The 21,335-nt window shown below is 68.6% G+C and carries 24 protein-coding genes; 16 read left to right on the top strand and 8 right to left on the bottom strand.

All coding sequences use genetic code 11. The features are described 5' to 3' along the window. Nucleotides 1–677: 677 nt before the first annotated feature. Nucleotides 678–2,081, top strand: coding sequence for an LCP family protein (locus ACLJPX_RS36310; RefSeq protein WP_410605072.1), 1,404 nt, complete (start codon nt 678–680; stop codon nt 2,079–2,081). Nucleotides 2,082–2,161: 80 nt separating this feature from the next. Continuing rightward, a complete protein-coding gene (phoU, locus tag ACLJPX_RS36305; RefSeq protein WP_101611248.1) occupies nt 2,162–2,824 on the top strand; it encodes a phosphate signaling complex protein PhoU in 663 nt (220 codons plus the stop codon). Nucleotides 2,825–3,110: 286 nt separating this feature from the next. Here phoU and pstB read toward each other — a convergent pair whose 3' ends face one another. From pstB to ACLJPX_RS36275, 6 genes are all read right to left on the bottom strand, one after another. Then, a complete protein-coding gene (gene pstB / locus ACLJPX_RS36300; RefSeq protein ID WP_101611249.1) occupies nt 3,111–3,887 on the bottom strand; it encodes a phosphate ABC transporter ATP-binding protein PstB in 777 nt (258 codons plus the stop codon). Nucleotides 3,888–3,897: 10 nt separating this feature from the next. Next, nucleotides 3,898–4,815 (bottom strand): phosphate ABC transporter permease PstA, encoded by a 918-nt coding sequence (pstA, locus tag ACLJPX_RS36295; RefSeq protein ID WP_410604853.1) that lies wholly within the window; start codon nt 4,813–4,815, stop codon nt 3,898–3,900. A gap of 2 nt (nt 4,816–4,817) precedes the next feature. Next, a complete protein-coding gene (pstC, locus tag ACLJPX_RS36290) occupies nt 4,818–5,735 on the bottom strand; it encodes a phosphate ABC transporter permease subunit PstC (RefSeq protein ID WP_410605071.1) in 918 nt (305 codons plus the stop codon). Nucleotides 5,736–5,945: 210 nt separating this feature from the next. Beyond that, complete coding sequence (pstS, locus tag ACLJPX_RS36285) at nt 5,946–7,073, bottom strand: phosphate ABC transporter substrate-binding protein PstS (RefSeq protein ID WP_410604852.1); 1,128 nt, start codon at nt 7,071–7,073, stop codon at nt 5,946–5,948. Between the two features lie 229 nt (nt 7,074–7,302). Continuing rightward, complete coding sequence (mshD, locus tag ACLJPX_RS36280) at nt 7,303–8,178, bottom strand: mycothiol synthase (RefSeq protein ID WP_101611252.1); 876 nt, start codon at nt 8,176–8,178, stop codon at nt 7,303–7,305. A 66-nt stretch (nt 8,179–8,244) separates the two neighbouring features. Further along, a complete protein-coding gene (locus tag ACLJPX_RS36275; RefSeq protein WP_410604851.1) occupies nt 8,245–9,000 on the bottom strand; it encodes a winged-helix domain-containing protein in 756 nt (251 codons plus the stop codon). Between the two features lie 143 nt (nt 9,001–9,143). On the opposite strand from ACLJPX_RS36275, the gene ACLJPX_RS36270 reads away from it, so the two are divergent. The 9 genes from ACLJPX_RS36270 (at nt 9,144) to ACLJPX_RS36230 (ending at nt 15,095) form a co-directional block, all read left to right on the top strand. Continuing rightward, nucleotides 9,144–10,037 (top strand): DUF2993 domain-containing protein, encoded by an 894-nt coding sequence (locus tag ACLJPX_RS36270; protein WP_410604850.1) that lies wholly within the window; start codon nt 9,144–9,146, stop codon nt 10,035–10,037. A 22-nt stretch (nt 10,038–10,059) separates the two neighbouring features. Further along, the gene (locus ACLJPX_RS36265) at nt 10,060–10,479 is read left to right on the top strand and encodes a TlpA family protein disulfide reductase (protein WP_184897082.1); all 420 of its coding nucleotides are present in this window, start codon (nt 10,060–10,062) and stop codon (nt 10,477–10,479) included. A 235-nt stretch (nt 10,480–10,714) separates the two neighbouring features. Then, nucleotides 10,715–11,149 carry a DUF4395 domain-containing protein gene (locus tag ACLJPX_RS36260; RefSeq protein WP_410604849.1) on the top strand — a complete coding sequence of 145 codons (435 nt, stop codon included), beginning with the start codon at nt 10,715–10,717 and terminating at the stop codon, nt 11,147–11,149. 21 nt (nt 11,150–11,170) lie between these two features. Continuing rightward, entirely contained in the window at nt 11,171–12,007 is an 837-nt protein-coding gene (locus tag ACLJPX_RS36255) for a sulfurtransferase (protein WP_101611257.1), read from the top strand. Beyond that, nucleotides 12,007–12,318 (top strand): DUF1416 domain-containing protein, encoded by a 312-nt coding sequence (locus ACLJPX_RS36250; protein ID WP_037320418.1) that lies wholly within the window; start codon nt 12,007–12,009, stop codon nt 12,316–12,318. The genes ACLJPX_RS36255 and ACLJPX_RS36250 overlap by 1 nt, the downstream gene beginning before the upstream one ends. A 252-nt stretch (nt 12,319–12,570) precedes the next feature. Then, nucleotides 12,571–13,203, top strand: a complete 633-nt coding sequence (locus ACLJPX_RS36245) for an FABP family protein (protein WP_101611259.1) — start codon at nt 12,571–12,573, stop codon at nt 13,201–13,203. 10 nt (nt 13,204–13,213) lie between these two features. Next, nucleotides 13,214–13,825, top strand: a complete 612-nt coding sequence (gene pxpB / locus ACLJPX_RS36240) for a 5-oxoprolinase subunit PxpB (RefSeq protein WP_410604848.1) — start codon at nt 13,214–13,216, stop codon at nt 13,823–13,825. Then, nucleotides 13,822–14,694: a biotin-dependent carboxyltransferase family protein gene (locus tag ACLJPX_RS36235; RefSeq protein ID WP_410604847.1), complete on the top strand. Its 873-nt coding sequence runs from the start codon at nt 13,822–13,824 to the stop codon at nt 14,692–14,694. The genes pxpB and ACLJPX_RS36235 overlap by 4 nt, the downstream gene beginning before the upstream one ends. Next, complete coding sequence (locus ACLJPX_RS36230; RefSeq protein ID WP_101611262.1) at nt 14,682–15,095, top strand: hypothetical protein; 414 nt, start codon at nt 14,682–14,684, stop codon at nt 15,093–15,095. The genes ACLJPX_RS36235 and ACLJPX_RS36230 overlap by 13 nt, the downstream gene beginning before the upstream one ends. Here the strand turns inward: ACLJPX_RS36230 and ACLJPX_RS36225 are convergent. Beyond that, entirely contained in the window at nt 15,088–15,942 is an 855-nt protein-coding gene (locus tag ACLJPX_RS36225; RefSeq protein WP_410604846.1) for an aminodeoxychorismate lyase, read from the bottom strand. The two genes, ACLJPX_RS36230 and ACLJPX_RS36225, sit on opposite strands and share 8 nt — an antisense overlap. A 30-nt stretch (nt 15,943–15,972) precedes the next feature. On the opposite strand from ACLJPX_RS36225, the gene ACLJPX_RS36220 reads away from it, so the two are divergent. From ACLJPX_RS36220 to ACLJPX_RS36210, 3 genes are all read left to right on the top strand, one after another. After that, complete coding sequence (locus ACLJPX_RS36220) at nt 15,973–17,100, top strand: YgfZ/GcvT domain-containing protein (RefSeq protein WP_410604845.1); 1,128 nt, start codon at nt 15,973–15,975, stop codon at nt 17,098–17,100. A 489-nt stretch (nt 17,101–17,589) separates the two neighbouring features. Continuing rightward, the gene (locus ACLJPX_RS36215; RefSeq protein ID WP_101611264.1) at nt 17,590–18,153 is read left to right on the top strand and encodes an aerial mycelium formation protein; all 564 of its coding nucleotides are present in this window, start codon (nt 17,590–17,592) and stop codon (nt 18,151–18,153) included. Then, nucleotides 18,150–19,097 carry an asparaginase gene (locus ACLJPX_RS36210; RefSeq protein WP_410604844.1) on the top strand — a complete coding sequence of 316 codons (948 nt, stop codon included), beginning with the start codon at nt 18,150–18,152 and terminating at the stop codon, nt 19,095–19,097. The genes ACLJPX_RS36215 and ACLJPX_RS36210 overlap by 4 nt, the downstream gene beginning before the upstream one ends. On the opposite strand, the gene ACLJPX_RS36205 is transcribed toward ACLJPX_RS36210, so the two are convergent. Then, nucleotides 19,094–19,993, bottom strand: a complete 900-nt coding sequence (locus tag ACLJPX_RS36205) for a hypothetical protein (protein ID WP_410604843.1) — start codon at nt 19,991–19,993, stop codon at nt 19,094–19,096. The two genes, ACLJPX_RS36210 and ACLJPX_RS36205, sit on opposite strands and share 4 nt — an antisense overlap. Nucleotides 19,994–20,200: 207 nt before the next feature. Between ACLJPX_RS36205 and ACLJPX_RS36200 the strand changes: the two genes are divergently transcribed. Further along, nucleotides 20,201–20,386 (top strand): DUF3073 domain-containing protein, encoded by a 186-nt coding sequence (locus tag ACLJPX_RS36200; RefSeq protein WP_020632289.1) that lies wholly within the window; start codon nt 20,201–20,203, stop codon nt 20,384–20,386. 88 nt (nt 20,387–20,474) lie between these two features. Then, complete coding sequence (locus tag ACLJPX_RS36195; RefSeq protein WP_101611267.1) at nt 20,475–21,335, top strand: 3-hydroxybutyryl-CoA dehydrogenase; 861 nt, start codon at nt 20,475–20,477, stop codon at nt 21,333–21,335.

Below are 21,335 nucleotides of genomic sequence, written 5' to 3'. Positions count from 1 at the left end.
CGTACGATAACGAAAGAGCTTCGACGCCAGTTGTGAAAGGAGACCGAGTGCCCGACGAGCACCACAACCCGGGAACCGGTCGCCACAGTCACACCGACAGGAGTGCCGGTGAGCGCGGCCGCGGCGGCCGCCGCCGCTCGATGGACACCCACGGCGGGATCAGCGTTTCCGACGTCGTCGCACGTCATACGGGTGAACGCCCGGTCTTCGACCCCGCCGCCGAGACGCCCGCTCCGCGCCGTCTCCGGCAGGACGAGCCGACGCCCGAGCCGCCGAGACCCCGTCCGCGCACGGCCAGGACGGAGGCGCCCGCGCCCCGTCGTCCCCGCCCGCCGGCCCCTGCTGCCCCTGTCGAGCCGCAGCAGCCCGCGCCTCGCCCGGCCGATTCCGCTCCGCCGCAGGCACAGACGCCGCCGCGGAACCCCCAGCCCGCCGAGAGCCCGCGCGCGCCTCGTGCCCGTCAGCCGCGCCGCACCACGCAGGCCGCGCCCAGCCCCGAAGCGCCGACGCAGCGCCGCCCGCCGGTAGTGAACCCGGGCGCGCAGCAGCAGCCCGCGGTACCGGCACCGCCGCGCCGTCCTCGCCGCCCTGTTCAGCGCCCGGTCCAGCCACCGCCGGCCCAGCCGCCGGTCCAGCAGTCGCCGTCCCTTTCGCCCGGCGTCCCGCCGCGGTCCGAGATGGACCGGCTCACGATGACCGACGAGCTCGAAGCGATCGACGACGCGACGATCACCAAACGCAAGATCGACCACACGCTCGCCAGGTTCTCCGCCGCGCACGACGAGCTCGAAGCCGAAGAGGCCAAGAAGCGCGAGCGCAGGGAACGGCTCGCCTCGCGTCCTGCCGCGCTGCTGGAGCAGACCCGCACGGCCCTGCAGCGGGTGGTCACGACCACGGACGCCGAACCGGCCGAGAGCGCCGAGCAGTCGTCTCCGCAGACCCGCCTGCAGGAGAAGAAGGAACGCAAGACCAAGCAGGCCGCCAAGGCTGGCCGGATCGCGGCCGCCGTGGTCGCCGCGCTCGTCTTCCTGTCCATCGGTTCGGCGTGGGGCGCGCAGACCTGGTTCGACGCGAAGTTCAACAACGTCGCTTCGCTCGACGAGGACTCGGCTGACATCCAGGACGCCGCGGGCCAGACCGGTGACGAGAACTTCCTGATGGTCGGCTCCGACAGCCGTGACGGCGCGGCCGCCGAAGACGGCGTCGGCGACGCGGAAAGCAACCCGGGCGCCCGTTCGGACACGGTCATGATCGCGCACGTCCCCGCCGACCGGCAGCGCGTCGTCATGGTGTCCTTCCCGCGCGACCTCGAGATCAGCCGTCCCGAATGCAAGCGCTGGGACCCGGCGACGTCGTCGTACTCGGACAAGACCTCGCCCGCGCAGAAGATCACGAAGCTGAACACCGCCTACGCGGTCGGTGGCCCGCAGTGCGTCACGAAGGTCATCCAGCAGATCACCGGCATGAAGATGAACCACTTCGTCGGGATCGACTTCAACGGCTTCAAGTCCATGGTCGACGCCGTGCAGGGTGTCACCGTCTACAACGAGAAGCCCATCGACGACGACACCCTCGGCATGGTCATCCCGCAGGCGGGCGAGGTGCGGATCTCCGGTGACCAGGCGCTGAACTACGTCCGGGCGCGGCACGTCAAGGGCGACCCGACGTCGGACTACGGCCGGATCAAACGGCAGCAAGCCTTCCTCGGCGCGCTGCTGAAGACGGTGATGTCGAAGGACGTCATCCTGGACACCGGCAAGCTCAGCGGCTTCATCGACGCGTTCGCCAAGGCCACCTTCGGCGAGAACCTCGGCATCAACCAGATGATGACGCTGGCGAAGTCGATGAAGGGGATGGGTTCGGACAAGGTCAAGTTCCTCACCGTGCCCACCACCGAAGAGGCGAACAAGCGCGGCAACGAAGTGCTGTTGCAGAGCAAATCGAAGACGCTCTTCCAGGCGTTGATCAACAACACGCCACTGGAAGAGAAGGCCCCGGCGCCCCCGGCGGGCGACACTGAGACCGCTCCGACCGGCTCCGCCAAGTCCAGCGGCTCCAAGAAGAGCGGCAGCTCAGGCTGAGGATCATTCGTTAGTCCGGGTTCACGTCAGGTTCACTCTGGGATGCGGCTTTTGGCCCCTGTTCCCCGTAGGGTTGGGCCATGCGTGAGGCTTACCATGTCGAACTCGAACAGCTCGCCGAGAACCTAGCGAGCATGTCGCTCCAGGTCGCCGACGCGATGGAGCGGGCGACCCGGGCGTTGCTCGAGGTCGATCTCGGACTCGCCGAGCAGGTGATCAGCGACGACGCGAAGGTCGACGACGCGCGCGCCGAATGCGAGGAGCAGGCGTACGCGCTGCTGGCCCTGCAGGCACCCGTCGCGACCGACCTCCGGACCGTCCTCGCCGCGATCCACGCGGCGGAAAGCCTGGAGCGGATGGGCGATCTGGCGCTGCACGTGGCCAAGGCCGCGCGCCGCCGTCACCCGGACCCCGTCCTGCCCGACGCCGTGCGAGGCGACTTCGCCAAGATGGGCGAGGTGGCCGTCAAGCTGGCCAGGCAGGCCGAGCAGGTCATCAAGTCCAAGGACGTCGAGGCCGCCCGCACGATCGAGTCGGACGACGACGAGGTCGACGAGATCCACAAGCACCTGTTCACCGTCATCATGGACCGGGACTGGGACCACGGCGTCGCCGCGGCCGTGGACGTCACCCTGCTGGGCCGCTTCTACGAGCGCTTCGCCGACCACGCCGTCTCGGTCGCGCGCCGGATGATCTTCGTGGTGACCGGCAAGATGCCCGGCTACGGCCCGGACGAGCTCTAGGAGCCGAAGGGGACTTTCCCCGCATAAGACGTAGCGAAGGGGCCCTTCACCGCATGTCACGCGGTGAAGGGCCCCTTCGCGTCGGCGACGGCCGGCTGCCAACGGAACCGGCAAGGTGACCGGCAGAGGTCTTGCCGGTCAGCGCGTCAGCGCGACGGCGAGACTTCACCGTCGCGCGCCCTCTTTTGGGACGAAGGCCCACGTAAACGCGATGAAGGGGCGCCTCCGCACTCACCGCGAGGTGGATGCGGAACGACGCCCCTTCGGCGCGTTTACGTCAGCGCGACTATCCAAACCTGCCCGAGATGTAGTCCTCGGTCGCCTTCTCGTCCGGGTTCGAGAAGATCTTCTCGGTGTCGTTCAGCTCCACCAGGCGACCCGGCTGGCCGACGCCCGCCAGGTTGAAGAACGCGGTCTGGTCCGAGACCCGCGCCGCCTGCTGCATGTTGTGCGTCACGATGACGATCGTGTACTCCTTCTTGAGCTCACCGATCAGGTCCTCGATGGCGAGGGTCGAGATCGGGTCGAGCGCGGAGCACGGTTCGTCCATCAGCAGCACGTCCGGCCGCACGGCGATCGCCCGCGCGATGCAGAGCCGCTGCTGCTGACCGCCGGAGAGGCCGCCGCCCGGCTTGTTCAGCCGGTCCTTGACCTCGTTCCACAGGTTCGCGCCGCGCAGCGCGCGCTCGGCGACCTCGTCGAGCTGCTTCTTGCCCTTGGTACCGCCCAGGCGGAGGCCCGCCACGACGTTGTCGCGGATGGACATCGTCGGGAACGGGTTGGGCCGCTGGAAGACCATGCCGATGGTGCGGCGGACCTGCACCGGGTCGACACCGTTGCCGTAGATGTCCTCGCCGTCGAGCAGCACCTCACCCTCGACGCGGGCGCCGGGGATGACCTCGTGCATGCGGTTCAGCGTGCGCAGCACCGTCGACTTGCCGCAGCCCGACGGGCCGATGAACGCGGTGACGTTCCGCGGCGGCACCGAGAGGGTGACGCCGTCCACGGCGTGGAATTTGCCGTAGTAGATGTCCACGTCTTTGACGTCGATTCGTTTGGCCATCTCAAACAGCTCACTTCTTCTTCGGGGCGACAAGACGGGCAAAGAGCATGGCGAGGAGGTTCACGATCGCGATGATCAGCACCAGGGTGAGCGCGGCGCCCCAGATCCGGTCGAACGCGACGGTACCTTCGTCGAACGGGTTGCTGACCCGTTCGTTGTTCATCAGAAGCGGCAAGGCGGCCTGTTCGCCACCGAAGATGTCCCAGTTCACGTAGGCGGAGTAGCCCACGAGGACCAGCAGCGGCGCGGTCTCGCCCATGACCCTGGCGAGCGCCATCATGATGCCGCCGATGATGCCGGACAGCGCGGTCGGCAGGACGATCTTCATGATCGTCTTCCACTTCGGCACGCCGAGCGCGTAGGAGGCCTCGCGCAGGTCGTCCGGGACGATCCGCAGCATCTCCTCCGAGGAGCGCACGACCACCGGGATCATCAGCAGCACCAGCGCGAGCGACACGGCGAAACCGCTGCGCGGGAGGCCGAACGTCGTGATCCACAGCGCGTAGATGAACAGCGCCGCGACGATCGAGGGGACACCGGAGAGGATGTCCACCATGAACGTCGTGATCTTCGCGAGCTTGCCGCGGCCGTACTCGACCAGGTAGATCGCGACCAGCATGCCGATCGGGACCGCGATGACCGCGCAGACCAGGCCCTGCAGCACCGAACCGATGACGGCGTGCAGCACGCCGCCGCCGACCTCGTCCGACAGCACCGAGCCGAAGTCCTCGGTCCACCAGTTGCTGTAGGGGATCCGCTTGACGCCGTTGATGACCACCGTGGCGAGCAGCCACACCAGCGGCACGACGGCGATCAGGAACGACAGCCAGATCAGGACCGTCGCGATGCCGTTCTTGGTCTTCCGCGCCAGGCTGACCTGTTGGAAGGCGGGAGTGGACGCGGGGGTCTTCTCGAGCGTGGTGGACATGCTCAGTCCCCCTTCTTGGCGATGATGGACCGCGCGGCGAAGTTGACGATGAACGTCAGCAGGAACAGCACCAGGCCCGCCGCGATGTACGCGCCCGCCGAGATCTCGTTGTTGAGCTCCGCGTAGTCCGCCGCGATCTTCGAGGCGAACGTGGCGCCGCCGTCGAAGAGGCTCCAGGTGAACTCGCGGCCCACCGCGCCGGTCAGGATGATCGCGAGTGCGATCGTCTCGCCGAGCGCGCGGCCGAGACCGAGCATCGAAGCACCGATGTAGCCGGCCTTGCCGAACGGCAGCACCGTGGTGCGGATGACCTCCCAGCGGGTGGCGCCCAGCGCCAGCGCGCCTTCGATGTGCGGGGTCGGGGTCCGCTCGAACACCTCACGCGACAGCGAGGTGATGATCGGCAGGATCATCACGGCGAGCACGATGCCCGCGGTGAAGATCGTGCCGCGCATGTCCGGCGAGACGTTGCCCGCCGCGAAGATCGGGATCCACGAGAAGGTGTCGTTGACCCACTGGGAGAAGGGCTCGATCGTCGGCGCGAAGACCATCAGGCCCCAGAGGCCGTAGATGATCGACGGGACGGCGGCGAGCAGGTCGATCACGTAGGCGAAGGGCTTCGCCAGCCGCTTCGGCGCGTACTGCGTGAGAAAGAGGGCGATGCCGAGCGAGATCGGCATCGCGATGATCAGCGCCAGCAACGCGCTGTAGACCGTGACCAGCAGCAGGCCCATGATGCCGAACTTCATGTCGTTCGGTTCGGTCTGCCAGGTCTGGCTGGTCAGGAAGTTGACGTTGTCGGCCTGGAGCGCCGGGATGGCCTGCACCAGCAGGAACAGCCCGATCAGGCCGATCAGCGAGACGACGAAGACGCCGGCTCCGGTGGTCAGGAACTGGAAGATGCGGTCACCGGGCCGCACCGTCCTGGAATTGGGGCTCGCGAGTTGCACCGAGGACTTCTCGGGCGGTGACGCGGCAGGTTGCTCCGAAATCGGGTCCTCCGTGAAGGTCTCGCGGACGCCAGAACGCCCACCGGGGTCGCCGGTGGGCGTTCTGGGCGAAGACGAATCGCTCATCGACTACTTCTGTCCAGCCTGTCTTTACTGATCAGTCGCCAGTGTGCAACAGGGTCAGGCGATGGCCTTGACGGCGGTCAGGACCTTGTCCTGCAGGCTCTGCGGGATCGGCACGTAGCCCTTGTCCGACAGCGGCTTCTGACCGTCGGTGGCGGCGACGTTCAGGAACGCCTTGACGGCCTTGGCGACCTCGGCGTCGGCGTACTTGGAGCAGACGATCTCGTAGGTGGCGAGGATGACCGGGTAGGAGCCCGCGACGTTGCTGGAGTAGATCGCGTTCAGGTCCAGCGAGAGGTCGTTGGAGCCTTCCTTCTTGAACTTCGCCGCGTCGAGGGCCTTGGCGACGTTCGCCGCGGTGAGCTCGACACCGCCGGAGCCGCTGTCGATCAGGGCGGCGTTGATGCCGTCCTTCGCGAACGCGGACTCGACGTAGGTGATGGCGCCGTCGGTGGCCTTGACCGCGCTGGCCACACCGTTGGACTTCTCGGCACCGTTACCGACGCCACCGTTGAACTTCTTGCCGTCGCCCTGGGTCCAGGCGCCCTTCGAGGCCGCCTTCAGGTACTTCTGGAAGTTGTCGGTGGTGCCCGACTCGTCGGTGCGCGAGATGACCTGGATCGGCTTGTCGGGCAGGTTCACGGACTCGTTGCCCTTGACCGCCTTGATGGCCGTGTCGTTCCACTTGGTGATGCCGCCGTTGAAGATCTTGGCGGTGACCTCGGGGGTCAGGGTCAGCTTGTCGACGCCGGAGACCTTGTACGCGACGGCGACCGGGCCGATGACGAGCGGGAGGTTCCACGCGTCGGAGGCGCAACGGGCCTTGGCCTTCTCGGCCTCCTCGCCGTCCTTGAGGGGCGAGTCCGAACCGGCGAAGTCGACCTGGTTCGCGTTGAACTGCTTGATGCCCGCGCCGGAGCCGCTGGGGTTGTAGTTCACCTTCTGACCGGCGCACTTGGCGGCGTACTGCTGCACGAAGATGTCGATCGCGGTCTTCTGCGCGGACGAGCCCTCAGCCGAAAGCGGGTTCTTGCCGCCGCATTCGACACCGGCCGTCCCGCTGGGCGCGGACGCGGCGCCCGAGCCCTCGGTCTTCGTCGCCGCCGGGTCGGATCCACAGGCGCCGAGCACGAGGGCGGCGCTAGCCACGATGCCGATCGCGCCCGCGGGCCGCATGATCTTCACTGCATTTCCTCCACTGGGAGACTTTCGCCGGATCGGTGGAACGGGAACGTTCCTGCCGGATCCGGACACTAAGCACCGACAGTGGACAGGTGGCCGTCAAAGGGTGAACGACAAGTGAACAAGGCGTCTGATGTGAGCAGCGTGACTAGTCCGATCGGGGTCCGTGTCCCTGCCGTGACCTGCGCGTCTGCTCTCCGTGACCGGTCAAGTGCCGCAAGTGTGAACGCGGTTACCGAGCGTATTGGACGTCGACCTCGTATCGGGTGAAGCCGAGCTTCGAATACACCGCGAGCGCGGGGGCGTTGTCGCCCTCGACGTACAAGATCACCTGGCCCAGTCCGCGGTCGCGGAGATATCGCAGCCCGGCGAGGGTGAGGGCCTTCCCGAGGCCGCCGCCCTGCGCGTCCGGATCGATGCCGACGACGTAGACCTCGCCCACGGGCTCGCCGCCGAACCGGCCGGGGACCGCCTCGTGGACCTTCGTCCAGTGGAAGCCGACGACCTCGCCGTTCTCCTCCGCGAGGAAGAAGCCTTCGGGGTCGAACCAGGCTTCCTTCTCCGTCGCGCGGACCTCGTCGGCGGTCAGCGCGCCCTGCTCGGGGTGCCAGTCGAAGGCGCGCGCGTTGACGCGGACCATCGCTTCCTCGTCCTGACCGGGGACGAACGCGCGCAACGTGACACCTTCGCGGGTCGCGGGTTCCGGCCAGTCGGCCGTTTCGACGTCCGCGTGCAGGATCAGCAGTTCGCGGGCGCGCTCGAAGCCCTCGGTCCCGGCGAGGTGGACGGCGCCGGGGTGATCGCCGTGCGCCCAGACGCGCAGCGGCTTCCCGCCGGCTCGTTCGACGAGCGCCCGGATAAGCGCTCTGCCGTGACCGGCGCGGCGGTGCGCGGGGTGGACGAACAGCTCGGCGACCTGATTGCCGTGCGAGTCGCCTTCGGTGTCCAGGTGCGCGTACGCGACCAACTCGCCGTCCGAGTGCCCCAGAAGGTGCTGGCCACCGGCGAAACCGGTGTCCTCGGGACGGCCGTCCTCCTCGCGCACGGCGAGGAGCAGGCCGCGGATCTCTTCCGTTTCCGGTTCACCGGTCCACGTCGGATCAAGCATGAAATCGACCCTACCCGGGAACCCCGTACCCGCCTGGACGTCTTGTCAGGCAGGAGAGGAAGGGATTCAGTGCGCGGAAAGCTCGCTCGGCTCGTAGACGCTCGCGTCCGGGGCGATGGCCTGCTGCTGCTTGGCGGCGGACCCCTTGGAGGGGCGCTCGAACTTGTAGCCGACGTTGCGCACGGTCCCGATCATCTGCTCGTGCTCCGGTCCGAGCTTCGCGCGCAGGCGCCGCACGTGGACGTCGACCGTGCGCGTGCCACCGAAGAAGTCGTAACCCCAGACCTCCTGCAGCAGCTGGGCGCGGGTGAACACCCGGCCGGCGTGCTGCGCGAGGTACTTGAGGAGCTCGAACTCCTTGTACGTGAGTTCGAGAGTGCGCTTGCGGAGCTTCGCGGTGTAGGTCGCTTCGTCGATGACCAGTTCACCGACCCGGAGCTCGGCGTCGACCTGGGACGCGGCGCCGTCGCGGGTGGTGACCAGCCGCAGCCGGGCGTCGACCTCGGCGGGGCCTGCCGTCGGGAGCAGGATGTCGTCGGTGCGCCATTCCGCGCTGACCGCGACCAGCCCGCCCTCGCCGACGACGGCGACGATCGGCGTGGAGGCCTCGTCCTCACCGGCGCCCTTGAGCAGACGGCAGAGGCTCTTCGCGGAGGCGAGATCGCTGCGTGCGTCGAGGACGATGACGTCGCGGTGGCCGGCGTCGAGCAGCGCGGTCACTTCCGGAGGACGGACGCGTACGGTGTGGGGCAGCAGATCCAGGGCGGGAAGCACCGCGGTCGCGTCGGGTTCCGCAGTCAACACCAGAAGGTCCAGGCTCATCGCCGCACCGCCCTCACTTGTAGTCGCCTCGAACGTGGCTACAGCCGGTGCTTAGTGAGAATAGCGGGTGAACACCCGGGGACCTACCCCGTGCTGGATCGATCACACCTGGCCAAAGAGGTTTACGAAGGAGATTTGACGCGATGGTGAGCAGGCCCGTGGCGCGTGACGACCGACCGTCCCCCGGCCGGTCCGCCAAGCGACCGAAGCGGCGTGGCCGGGGCTGGCTCATCGCCCTCGTCGTGCTGGTGGTCCTGCTGGTCGGAGCCGATTTCGGGGCGGCGGCGTTCGCCGAGCACACGATCTCCCAGAAGGCCCGTGAACAGCTCGCCCTGAAGAACGATCCGGCGGTCACCGTGCACGGTTTCCCGTTCCTCACGCAGGCCCTTTCCGGTGACTACAGTCACATCACCATCAACGCCCAGGGCGTCGCCGTTCCGCCGAAGTTGAGCGATGTGGACTTCAACGCCGACATGAGCGACGTCACGGCGCCGCTGTCGGATCTGATCAACGGCAACACGAAGGCGATCTCCATCGCGACGCTCAAGGGCGAGGTGACCATCAAGGCCGCCGACATCGCGAAGCAGGCTCCGCTCGACAAGATCCAGAACCTGAAGATCGAACCGGTCACCGAGGACTACGTCCGCAACGGCGAAAGCGGGCAGGGCGAGACGACGCCGCCCACCACCAACGCGCAGGGTGAACCGATCGACAGCTCCAGCGCGGGCATCCGGCTGTCCGGCAACGTGCAGATCGCCGGTCAGAAGGTGGAGATCTTCTGCTTCGCGATGATCGAACTGAAGGGCCAGAAGATCAGCATCGAGCCCAAGCGCCTGCAGTTCGGGAATGACAAGGAGACCACCGTCGTTCCCCAAGCGGTGCAGGACGCGCTGCTGCCGAACTTCAACGCGACCATCGACACCGGCGCCATGCCGTTCTCGGTGACCCCGACGTCGGTGCGCGTGAGCAGCGGCTCGGTGACCATCAAGGGCGAGGGCAAGAACGTCGCCTTCAGTGGAGCCAAACCACAAGGTTGATCCGACGCAGGGGTGAGCTGATTTGACCGGAGTGTGGGTGCTGCTGGGCGTTCTGGTGCTCGGCGGGGTGGCGGGCGCGCTGCTCCAGGCACGGAACGGCCGCGTGCGAGCGGCCAAGTCCAGCGCGTCCACACTGCCGGAGCGCGTCTCCGCCGCTCTCGCGCCCGAAGGTGTCACCCTGATCCAGATCTCCACCACGTTTTGCGCGCCTTGCCGCCACACCCGCGTGATCCTGTCCGCGCTCGCGGAGAAGACCGACGGCCTCACCCACGTCGATCTGGACGTCACCGAGACCCCGGAAGTCGCCCAGGCACTTTCGATATTGCGGACTCCGACGACGCTGGCCTTGACGCCCGACGGCCGCGAGGTTTTCCGCGTCGGCGGCGTTCCCCGAGGTCAGGACCTTCTCGAGGCCCTGAAACCCCACCTGGCGAACGCCTGATCCCGAATTTTGGGAAGCGTCCCAAGGTGTGAACACGGTTCCCAACCTGAGGGAGCTCTGCGTACCCTCGTGCCCGTGAACAGGCTGCCCCGAACCTTGCTGACCCAGCGCCGCGCAGTGGATCTGTGCCGCGTTCGCAGCAGCCTGTGTCCGGCCTGCTGATCGCGCTTTCGAAGCCGCTGCCCCGTGCCCGTCCGGCACGGACCTCTTTTCCCTCTCGTTCGCAGGAGGATCCATGTCCGCAGGACCGGCCGTCGACCCCCGTGGTCCGCGTTTCGCCGCCATCCTGACGACGATCGTGCTCGCGGTCGTGCTCATCACCCAGTGGTGGCCACTGCTCGCGGCGCAGGCGGTGGTGTTCGCGATCGGTGCCTTCATCGGCCTGAAGCCGGCGCCGTACTCGCTGGTCTACCGCTTCCTCGTCGCGCCGCGCCTGGGCCCCACGACCGAACGCGAGGACGCCGCCCCGCTGCGGTTCGCGCAGGCCGTCGGCTTCGTGTTCGCCGTCGTCGGCACCGTCGGCTTCGCCGCCGATCTGACCGCGCTCGGGCTCGTCGCGACGGCGTTCGCGCTGTTCGCGGCCTTCCTCAACGCGGCGTTCAACTTCTGTCTCGGGTGCGAGATGTACCTGCTCATCAAGCGTTTCAGTCCCAGCCCTCGCGCGTCCTAACCCAGAAAGAGAGTCAGCTCCATGAGCCGTGAAGACGTCCTGGTCACCACCCAGTGGGCCGAGGAGAACCTGGACACCCCGGGTGTCGTGTTCATCGAGGTCGACGAGGACACGACCGCGTACGACAACGGACACATCCGCGGTGCGGTGAAGTTCGACTGGCGCAAGGACCTGCAGGACGGGGTCCGCCGCGACTTCGTCAACAAGGAGGGCTTCGAGAAGCTGCTGTCGGAGAAGGGCGTCTCGAACGACGACCGCGTGGTTCTCTACGGCGGCAACAACAACTGGTTCGCCGCGTACGCGTACTGGTACTTCAAGCTCTACGGCCACGAGAACGTGCAGCTGCTCGACGGCGGCCGCAAGAAGTGGGAACTCGACGGCCGTGAGCTGAACTCGGAAGAGGTCAAGCGCGAGGCCACCGCGTACAAGGCCAAGGAGCAGGACCTCTCGATCCGCGCGTTCCGCGACGAGGTCGTCCAGGCCATCGGCGCCAGCAACTTCGTCGACGTGCGTTCGCCCGACGAGTTCTCCGGCAAGCTGCTCGCCCCGGCGCACCTGCCGCAGGAGCAGTCCCAGGTCCCGGGCCACATCCCCGGCGCGCTGAACGTCCCGTGGGCGAAGGTCGCCAACGAGGACGGCACCTTCAAGACCGAGGGCGAAATCAAGGAGCTGTACTCCGACGAGGGCCTCGACGAAGCGAAGTCCACGATCGCGTACTGCCGGATCGGTGAGCGCTCCTCCATCGCGTGGTTCGCGCTGCACGAGCTTCTCGGCTACGACGCCGTGAAGAACTACGACGGTTCATGGACGGAATACGGCTCGCTCGTCGGCGTGCCGGTCGAGTTGGGAGCCAAGTGATGGCGGCAGACGACAGCTGCGGCGCGCCGGTCCAGGAGGCCACGCCCGCCGATTACGACACCCGCGGCCAGGTGGTGCTGGCGGGCAAGGTCACCGGCGCCGAAGGCCCGGTCGGCGGCGCCTTCGTGCGGCTGCTGGACGGCGGCGGCGACTTCACCGGCGAGGTCGTCTCGTCGGCTGACGGCGACTTCCGCTTCTACGCGGCCCCCGGCGACTGGACGGTGCGCGCGCTGCACAAGAGCGGGAACGGCGAAGCCTCCGTCACCGCTCAGGGTCCCGGCGTCCACCAGCTCCAGGTCTCGGTCGCCTAACTGCTGCTGAAGGGGCCCGTCACCGCATGTGATGCAGTGAAGGGCCCCTTCGTCATGTCTGATGCGGGGAAGGGCCCCTTCAGCTCCTGTGGGCACTGCCACGGACCCTCAGGAGGCCCGTCCGGGCAGGTAGCGACTAAAGTGCGTGTCGTGGAGATCCTGTTTACGACCCTGCTGGTGCTCGCCGGCGTCGCGATCACCTGGTTCGCCGTGTACGTCGTCTACCGGCTTTACGCGGACCAGCGCTGACCCATGACTGCGAGTGGCGACGAGGCCATCCAGGCCGCGGAGAAGCGCGCGGAAGAAACGCGCGAACGCAACCTCCCTCCGTACGGCACCCTTCCTGACCTGCCCATCCCGGGCGACACGGCGAACCTGCGCGAGGGCCCCAACCTCAATGACGCCTGCCTGGCGCTCTTGCCGCTGGTCGGCGTCTGGCGCGGCGAAGGCGAGGTCGACTACCCGACCATCGAAGGCCCGCGCCGGTTCGGCATGCAGCTGACCATCGCGCACGACGGCCGTCCCTTCCTCACGCACGAGGCTCGCGCCTGGCTGCTCGACGAGGACGGCAACGTCATCCGTCCCGCCGCGCGGGAGTCCGGGTTCTGGCGCCCGCAGGCCGACGACACGATCGAACTGCTGCTGACCCACAACACCGGCATCGTGGAACTCTTCTACGGCAAGCCGCGTGGCAAGGCCTCGGTCCCGGCCTGGGAGCTGGGCACCGACGCCGTCGTCCGCACGTCGTCGGCCAAGGACGTCACGGCCTCTTCGCGGCTCTACGGCATCGTCAACGGCGAGCTCGGCTACGTCGAGGAGCGCGCCATGATGGGCCAGGAACTGCAGCCGCACACGTCGGCGCTGCTGCGTCGCGTGGTGGGCTGACCGTCTCCCCGTGCGGTGGCGTGCCTACGGCGAGCACGCCGCCCTGCTCGACTGCGATTCACTGACCCAGACGATCGCGGCGCACGCCACGGTCTCGGCCGCGCGCCCGTCCGGGATCGCCGAACTCGTCCCCGGCGCCCGCAGCCTGCTGGTGGTGGAAACCCCCGGCTCGGGCGCCCTCGCGGCCGTCCGTGAACTCCTGGCGGGCGCCGATCTCGAACATCCGCCCGACGACGAACCCCGCGAGATCACCCTCGACGTCACCTACGACGGCGAAGACCTCGAACTCGTCGCCCGGGACGCCGGAGTGTCCATTGAGGACGTCGTACGGCTGCACACCGATGCCGTCTACACCGTCGCGTTCACCGGGTTCGCGCCCGGTTTCGGTTACCTGACAGGACTTCCCGAGCCACTCCGGCAGCCGCGGTTGTCGACTCCCCGCACGCGCGTGCCATCGGGTTCGGTCGGGATCGCGGGCGAGTTCACCGGGGTCTACCCGCGCGTGTCGCCGGGCGGCTGGCGGCTGATCGGCCACACCCGCACCGTCCTGTTCGATCCGCGCGCCGACCCGCCCGCGGTGCTGGCGCCCGGCGATCGCGTGCGGTTCCGGAGTGCCGGATGAGGGCCTTCGAAGTGGTCGAGACCGGCCCGCTGGCGCTGGTCCAGGACTTGGGCAGGCCCGGCTACGCGCATCTCGGTGTCCCGCCGTCCGGCGCGCTGGACGTCCCGGCGCTGAAGCTCGCCAACCGGCTCGTTGGCAACGACGAGGCCGCGGCGGGTGTCGAGTGCCTGTTCGGCGGGCTGCGGCTGCGCGCGACGACGTCCTGCACGATCGCGGTGACCGGCGTGGTCGTCCCCGTCGAGGTCGACGGACGCCCCGTCGGCTCGCACGCGCCGGTGTGGCTGGCCGAGGGCCAGGTCGTGGCGATCGGTACGCCCGCCACCGGCCTGCGGTGCTACCTGGCGGTCTCCGGCGGGATCGCGGCCGACCCCGAACTCGGCAGCCGTTCGCGGGACGTCCTCTCGGAGATCGGGCCCGCTCCGCTGAAGCCGGGCGACGTGCTCCCGCTCGGCACCCCGTCCTTGCCTGGCGGCGCCGATGTCGTACTGCCCACGATCGCTCCGGCGGAGCTGGTCGTGCCCGTCGAGCCGGGTCCGCGGGCGCACTGGTTCGAAGACCTGGCGGCCGGGCTCGCGAAGACCTGGACGGTGACGGCGGAATCCAACCGCGTCGGCCTCCGGCTCGACGGGCCTGCCCTGACTCGCGGGGACGACTACGCGGAGAAGGAACTACCGAGCGAGGGTCTCTTGACCGGCGCCGTGCAGGTGCCGCCGAACGGGCTGCCGGTCGTGTTCTTGGCGGATCATCCAACTACCGGTGGTTATCCGGTGGCGGCCGTGGTGAGACGGGCGTCACTCCCGGCACTCGCGCAGGCCCGTCCCGGAACCCTTCTCCGCTTTCACTCGTCCACGAAGGTGTGGAACAGGTAAAGGTCGACGGTGGCACAGGTGTCATCGACACAACTTCGGTCCCCACCCAACCGGAACTCCCGCAGTCCTTGCGGATCGCGCTGGCGACCGGTCAGATGCGGCGTCCGCTCGGCGATACGCTCCGCCCGCTTCTCGATCTCTTCGCCGATGGCGAGTACCAGGTCACCGGCCCCGAACGACTGGCCGAGGACCGCTATCTGACCCCGAGCGCCGACTGGCCGCCCGCCGACGTCTCGCGGGTCGGCTACTACCGGACGGCGATCAAGAGCGGGCACCGGCCGGTCGCGGTCGTCCTGGAGACCATCGACGCGGCGGTGATCCTCGACGGGCACCACAAGATCGCGGCCTACCGCGAAGAAGCGATCCTGCCGCACCTGCTGATCATCAGTCCGCTCAGCTGATCGCGTATTCGCTCTCGTACGCGGCGGCCAGCTCGGCGTGGATCGCGCTGGAGTCGCTCAGCGCGACGCCGTCGAGAGTGTGCACCCTGGTCAGCTTGCGGACCGACGAGGCGAGGAACAGCCCCTCGCCCTCGCTGAGATCCTTGACCTGGAGCGGCTCGACCTTGATCGACCAGCCCGCCCGCTCGGCACCCCGGAACAGCGCCGCTTGCGTCGTCCCCGGCAGGATGCCGATGCTCGCCGGAGGCGTGTAGAGCGTCTTGTCCTTCGCGAGGACGACCGTCGAAGTCGGCCCTTCGAAGACCGAACCGTTGGCGGCGGTGAAAATCACATCGCTCGCGCCGCGGCGCGCGGCCTCCCGCAGCGCGGCCATGTTGACGCCGTACGAAATCGACTTCGCGCCCAGCAGCAGCCACGGCGCGCGCTCGGCGAGCTCGGGCTCGATACCGCGCTCGAGGGTGATCGCCGCGACGCCTTCGACGCGGGCGCGCTGGACCTTCTCGTCGATCTCCACGCCGAGCGCGAACCCGAACGGCTTCGCCTCCGGATCGCCGTCGATTCCCCTGGTGTACACCAGTTTCAGGGCGATCTCGGCCGGTCCGGACCAGTTGTCGATGACCGTCTGCGCGGCGCGTTCCCAGGCCGCGAGGTCCGGCTCCGGCAGGTCGAGCATGGCCGCGGAACGGGCCAGCCGATCGAGGTGCGGACGGAGCTCACGAGGGCGGCCGTCGACGACGAGGATCGTCTCGAACACGCCGTCACCGCGAAGCAGTCCGAGATCGTCTACCCGCAGGTGGGCGGCTTCGGGGTCGGCCAGGGTCCCGTCGAGAAAGGCAAGCACGCGCATACGGACACGGTACTCACTAGCATGGGTTTCATGCCCTACCGCTCCCCCCTGCTCGACCTCCCCGGACCGATCGCGGCACCCGACGGGCATCCGGAGGAGGGAGTCCCGTGGCATTGGGGAGATCCCTTCGCCGAACAACGGACGGCGACGCGCGGCGCGGTCGTGATCGACCGTTCACACCGCGAGATCCTGGCCGTGACCGGGGAAGAACGCTTGTCCTGGCTGCACTTGGTGATCTCGCAGCACGTCACCGGACTCGCCGAGGGCACCGGCACCGAAGCTCTCGTACTGGACACCCACGGCCGCGTCGACACCCACATGGTCGTCGCGCACGCGGACGGAACGGTGTGGTTGGACAGCGACAGGGGCGCGGTGGCGTCCAGTGCGTTGCCCTCCGGCGGCAAGCAGACCCTGCGCGAGTACCTCGAAGCGATGAAGTTCTGGTCCAAAGTGGACATCCGCGATGTCTCGGACGAGCTGGCGCTGATCACCGTCCTCGGACCCGACGCGGACCGGGTGCTGGCCTCCGTGGGCGTCTCGCCGGCCTCGGACGCGTACTCGGTCGTGTCCCTTCCCGGCGGTTTCGCGCGGCGGATGCCGTGGCCGGGACGGAACAGCGTCGACCTCGCCATTCCTCGCGCCGAACTCGCCGACTGGTGGCGCCGCCTGACCGACGCGGGCGCCCGGCCGGCGGGCAGCTGGGCGTTCGACGCGCTGCGGGTCGAGTCGCTGCGGCCGCGGCTGGGGATCGACACCGACGAGCGCACGATCCCGCACGAGGTGAACTGGGTCGACTCCGCCGCGCACGTGGCGAAGGGCTGCTACCGCGGGCAAGAGACCGTCGCGAAGGTCCACAACGTCGGGCGGCCGCCGCGGTACATGGCGCTCCTGCACCTGGACGGTTCGCCGGAGATCACGCCGGAGACCGGGGACCCGGTGGTCCTCGGCGAACGGACGGTCGGGCGCGTCGGCAGCGTGGTGCAGCACCACGAACTGGGACCGATCGCGCTGGCGCTGGTCAAACGCTCGACGCAACCTGGTGCCGAACTGCTGGTGGGCGCCGAGGACCGCGTCGTGCAGGCGGCCATCGATCCGGACTCCGTGCCGGGCGAGGCCCCGGCACCCGGGCGGGAAGCAGCCCAGCGGCTGCGAGGCTGACGGCTTGGGCTTCTGGCTTGAGGCTCCTGGCTGGGGCGGGTCCGTGAAGGACTCCTTGGGGGACTCTGGGTCCCTCAAAGTTCCCCTCACCAGCCCTGCGGCAGTACGTGAAGGCCCCCTTCCTTGCGCCTAAGTACAGGAAGGGGGCCTTCACGTACTTCGGTCCCGCTTCCTGGCTCCGGCGGGGCTGAAGGGGCCTTTCCCCGCATCTCACGCCGCGAAGGACGCTTTCCCCGCATCACACGCGGCGAAAGTCCCCTTCGCACTTATCCACAACTCTGCCCACCTGTGGACAACTCCGCCGACCAGCACTTTTCCCCCGCCACCCCCGGTAGACTGGACCAGGGGCCGCCCCCGGGACGGGTGGGGGGCGCGCTCTGGAAGGGACCGAAAGAGCGGCGGCGCGCGGGAGGTCTTCGGGAGGGGCGGAGATCCTTGTGGTATCGCGCCCTGCGGAACATTTCCGCTGGAGCGCGATAAGCTACGCGCGTGATCGAAGTCCGGCCCGGTGGTCGCCGTCGTATCGACCGCGTGCTCGGCCCTGGGTATCTCAGCGACCTCGGCGAGCTGGCCCTTTCCGTGCTGCGCGAGCGCCGTGACGAGGCCGCGCAGGAGGAGACCGACCTGTCGTACCTGCGGCGGCTGCTGCACGCGCGGATCGACATCGTGCGGGCCGAGCAGGAGCGCCGGAGCTCGGGCGGTGAGAGCAGCGTCGTCGAGCGGCTGGCCGCGATCCTGGCGGACAACGCGATCGGCCCGGCCACGGGTTCGGGCAGGCATCAGCGGCTGGAGCCGTCACGGGCGGGTGAGCACCGGCGGTTCGCCGAGGCGCTCATCGGCGACACGGACCTTTCAGACGTCAGCACGCTCTCGGACGAGAAGCTGGTCAACGCCCTCAACAGGTACGCCGACGAAGAGGTCTCCGTCTCCTCGTACCGCCGTGAGGTGCAGGGCGTGATGGACACGATCAACGCCGAGATCGCGACCCGCTACCGCAAGGGCACGGCGTCCGTCGACGACCTGCTCGACACCGAACGCGGCGGCCCCGAGTGACGAATCCCGTCCTGGTCGAGGTCGTCCGTTCCGGTTTCGTCGAAAGCACGCACCGCGGCGCGCTGGTGATCACGGCCCCGGACGGGTCGGTGCGGTTCTCCGCCGGCGACATCGCGCGGCCGATCTACCCGCGCTCCTCCAACAAACCGCTCCAGGCCGTCGGGATGCTGCGCGCCGGCCTCACGATCGGCGACGAAGATCTCGCGCTGGGCTGCGGATCGCACAACGGCGAACCCGGCCACGTCGAGGGCGCGCTGTCGATGCTTTCCCGCGCCAGGCTGACCGAGGACGCGCTGGCCTGCCCGCCCGCGTTCCCGCTGCACGAGCCGAGCATGCTCGCCGTGGCCGCGGCCGGGAAACGCCGCGCCGCCATGAACTGCTCCGGCAAGCACGCCGCGATGCTCACGACCTGCACCCAGCTCGGCTGGTCCACCGGCGACTACGCGGCCGCGACCCATCCGCTGCAGAAGGTCATCCAGGCCACCATCGCCGACCTCACCAGCGAGACGATCGAGACGGTCGGCGTCGACGGCTGCGGCGCCCCGCTGTTCGCGTTCTCCCTCACCGGCCTCGCCCGGTCCTTCGGCAGGCTGGTCACCGCGATGGGCGGGCCGGACCGCCGGGTCGCGGACGCCGTCCGCGCGCATCCGTGGCAGGTCGCGGGCACCGGACGCGAGGACACCGTGCTGATGAAGAACGTCGACGGCCTGTTCTCGAAGGGCGGCGCCGAGGGAGTGCACTCGTTCGCGCTGCCGGACGGCACCGCGCTGGCGTTGAAGATCGACGACGGTGCCGCGCGGGCACGGATCCCGCTGCTGCTCGCGACCCTGCGCCACCTCGGCATCGACCCGGGCACCGAGGCGGAGCAGCTGCCCAAGGCGGCGGTCCTCGGCGGCGGGAAGCCGGTCGGCGAACTGCGGGTCGCCGCCGGTCTCTTCGGCTAGTTCGCGCGTTCCCGCGCGGCCAGGTCGCCCCAGAAGTCGCGCAGGTCGGCGAACAGTTCCGCCAGTTCGTCGACGTTGCCGGTGCGGAGCGCGTCGAGGATGTCGTGCACCTCTTCGGCGGTCGTGTCGGCCTGCAGGATCGAGTCGGCGAAGAGCTGCACGAGGCCGCCGTAGTCGAGTTCGACCGCGGAGCCGGGGTGGAAGCTGTCGAGCCAGCGCCGCGTCTCGGTCAGCACCCGGCCGGGCGCCGAATCGCCGAAGGTCGCTTCGAGCAGGTCACCGACCTCGCGGGCGCGATGCCTCGCGTCGGCGATGGAGACCCGCCACGACACCTCACGCTCGGGGTCGTCGCGGCCCTTGCCCAGTTTGACCCGGCGCATCCCGGGATCGAACAGCACGAACCACGGGAGAGGAACGGTCCACGTCGTCGAGAGCGTGTGCGAGGCCGAGGCCGACAAGTCGCCGATGGCGGACTTCGCCCGCGAGCGGATCATGTCGAGCGAAGCGCCGCCCGCGCCGAGCACCGCGTTCTTCAACGCCGGATGCGCGTCGCCGAGGAAGGTCACCAGCGCGGCGGCCGAGCGTGCGCGGATCTCCATCGGGCAGATCAACGGCCCGGGACCGGCGTCGCCGTGCTCACCCTCCGGTACGTCTTCGGGGTCCAGGACGAGGACGTCGGTGACGAGACTGGGCGCGGCCCTGCCGTCCGCGAGCTCGGCGGGCAACAGCCGTCCGACATGCTGTGACTTGAGCCACAGTGTCTGCTCGCGCTCGCCCGCGGCCGAACGATCGAGCCGGGCCGCTTCGACGGCCTCGAGCAGGCGTTCGTCCGGTGGATCACCCAGCGCGAGCAGGGGCTCATAGACGCGGAGATAAGCCGCGAACGGACGGGGCACACGAGCATCGTGGCACGCCGACCTGCGACTATCGCCACCGACCGGCCGGTAACCGGCGTTCGGTGAACACTGTCGCCACCGGCACACCGTGCCACGTCGCATCCAACCCCCCGGACACGGTACGGTGTCAGCAGGAAATAATTGTCGAGACGATGCGGGGCCGCCGATTCCCCCGGCCGCCCCGCCCCTGTGCGAGGGGGTCGAGCCATGGGGCGCGGCCGGGCTAAGGCCAAGCAGACGAAGGTGGCGCGCGAGCTCAAGTACAGCTCGCACGAAACCGACTTCGATGCTTTGCAGCGCGAGCTGTCCAGTAGTTCCTCGGATTACGGGCACGAGGACGACAAGCGGGACGACGACGACCCGTACGACGGGTACGACGAATACCGCCGCTGAGCAGGCGTGACACGCGAGGGTGGGACGGGCTGAACCCCGTGGTCCACCCTCGCGTGTCGCGTGCTGCCCAAAATACGAGGAGGGTTCCGTGTCTGACGTAACGCGGGTAGGTGTCATCGGAGCCGGGCTCATGGGTTCCGGTATCGCCGAGGTGCACGCACGTGCCGGACTGGACGTGATCATCACCGAGGTGAGCCAGCCGGCGCTGGACTCCGGACGGGCGCGGATCGAGAAGTCGCTGCAACGCGGCGTCAAGAGCGGGAAGCTCTCGCAGGAAGACGCCGACGCGGCACTCGGACGACTCCGCTTCACCACCGAGATCGGCGAGTTCGCCGACCGCGACCTCGTCATCGAGGCCATCCTGGAACAGGAGCAGGCCAAGGTCGAGGTGTTCCGGTCGCTGGACAAGATCGTCGAACGCGAGGACGCGGTGTTCGCGTCCAACACCTCGTCCATCCCGATCATGAAGCTCGGGATGGCGACCAACCGCCCGCAGCAGGTGGTCGGTATCCACTTCTTCAACCCGGTCCCGGTGCTGCCGCTCGTCGAGCTGGTGCCTTCGCTGCTGACCAGCGACGACACCGCCCGTCGCGCGGAGGAGCACGCGACGACGGCGTTGAACAAGACGGTGATCCGGTCGCAGGACCGCGCCGGGTTCATCGTGAACTCGCTGCTCGTGCCGTATCTGCTTTCGGCGATCCGGATGATCGAGTCGGGCTTCGCGTCGGCGGAGGACATCGACCGCGGCATGGAGCTGGGCACCGCGCACCCGATGGGCCCGCTGCGGCTGTCGGACCTGATCGGCCTGGACACCATCAAGGCGATCGCGGACTCGATGTACGCCGAGTTCAAGGAGCCGCTGTACTCCTCGCCGCCGCTGCTGCTGCGCATGGTCGACGCCGGCCTGCTCGGCAAGAAGACCGGCCGCGGGTTCTACAGCTACTCCTGA

The organism is Amycolatopsis sp. lyj-90 (genome assembly GCF_046549035.1).
Lineage (GTDB): Bacteria > Actinomycetota > Actinomycetes > Mycobacteriales > Pseudonocardiaceae > Amycolatopsis.
Note: the sequence above shows the minus strand (reverse complement) of the source record. Positions and strands in the feature narration are given on the sequence as shown.

What these genes read in the sequence shown, in the direction of transcription:
- ACLJPX_RS36220 (WP_410604845.1), top strand. Translation starts at nt 15,973, where the DNA reads ATGCCCTACCGCTCCCCCCTGCTCGACCTCCCCGGACCGATCGCGGCA.
- mshD (WP_101611252.1), bottom strand. Translation starts at nt 8,178, where the DNA reads ATGCTTGATCCGACGTGGACCGGTGAACCGGAAACGGAAGAGATCCGC.
- ACLJPX_RS36310 (WP_410605072.1), top strand. Translation starts at nt 678, where the DNA reads ATGGACCGGCTCACGATGACCGACGAGCTCGAAGCGATCGACGACGCG.
- pstB (WP_101611249.1), bottom strand. Translation starts at nt 3,887, where the DNA reads ATGGCCAAACGAATCGACGTCAAAGACGTGGACATCTACTACGGCAAA.
- pstA (WP_410604853.1), bottom strand. Translation starts at nt 4,815, where the DNA reads ATGTCCACCACGCTCGAGAAGACCCCCGCGTCCACTCCCGCCTTCCAA.
- ACLJPX_RS36245 (WP_101611259.1), top strand. Translation starts at nt 12,571, where the DNA reads ATGACTGCGAGTGGCGACGAGGCCATCCAGGCCGCGGAGAAGCGCGCG.
- ACLJPX_RS36235 (WP_410604847.1), top strand. Translation starts at nt 13,822, where the DNA reads ATGAGGGCCTTCGAAGTGGTCGAGACCGGCCCGCTGGCGCTGGTCCAG.
- ACLJPX_RS36225 (WP_410604846.1), bottom strand. Translation starts at nt 15,942, where the DNA reads ATGCGCGTGCTTGCCTTTCTCGACGGGACCCTGGCCGACCCCGAAGCC.
- ACLJPX_RS36200 (WP_020632289.1), top strand. Translation starts at nt 20,201, where the DNA reads ATGGGGCGCGGCCGGGCTAAGGCCAAGCAGACGAAGGTGGCGCGCGAG.
- ACLJPX_RS36260 (WP_410604849.1), top strand. Translation starts at nt 10,715, where the DNA reads ATGTCCGCAGGACCGGCCGTCGACCCCCGTGGTCCGCGTTTCGCCGCC.
- ACLJPX_RS36255 (WP_101611257.1), top strand. Translation starts at nt 11,171, where the DNA reads ATGAGCCGTGAAGACGTCCTGGTCACCACCCAGTGGGCCGAGGAGAAC.
- ACLJPX_RS36250 (WP_037320418.1), top strand. Translation starts at nt 12,007, where the DNA reads ATGGCGGCAGACGACAGCTGCGGCGCGCCGGTCCAGGAGGCCACGCCC.
- ACLJPX_RS36275 (WP_410604851.1), bottom strand. Translation starts at nt 9,000, where the DNA reads ATGAGCCTGGACCTTCTGGTGTTGACTGCGGAACCCGACGCGACCGCG.
- phoU (WP_101611248.1), top strand. Translation starts at nt 2,162, where the DNA reads ATGCGTGAGGCTTACCATGTCGAACTCGAACAGCTCGCCGAGAACCTA.
- ACLJPX_RS36270 (WP_410604850.1), top strand. Translation starts at nt 9,144, where the DNA reads ATGGTGAGCAGGCCCGTGGCGCGTGACGACCGACCGTCCCCCGGCCGG.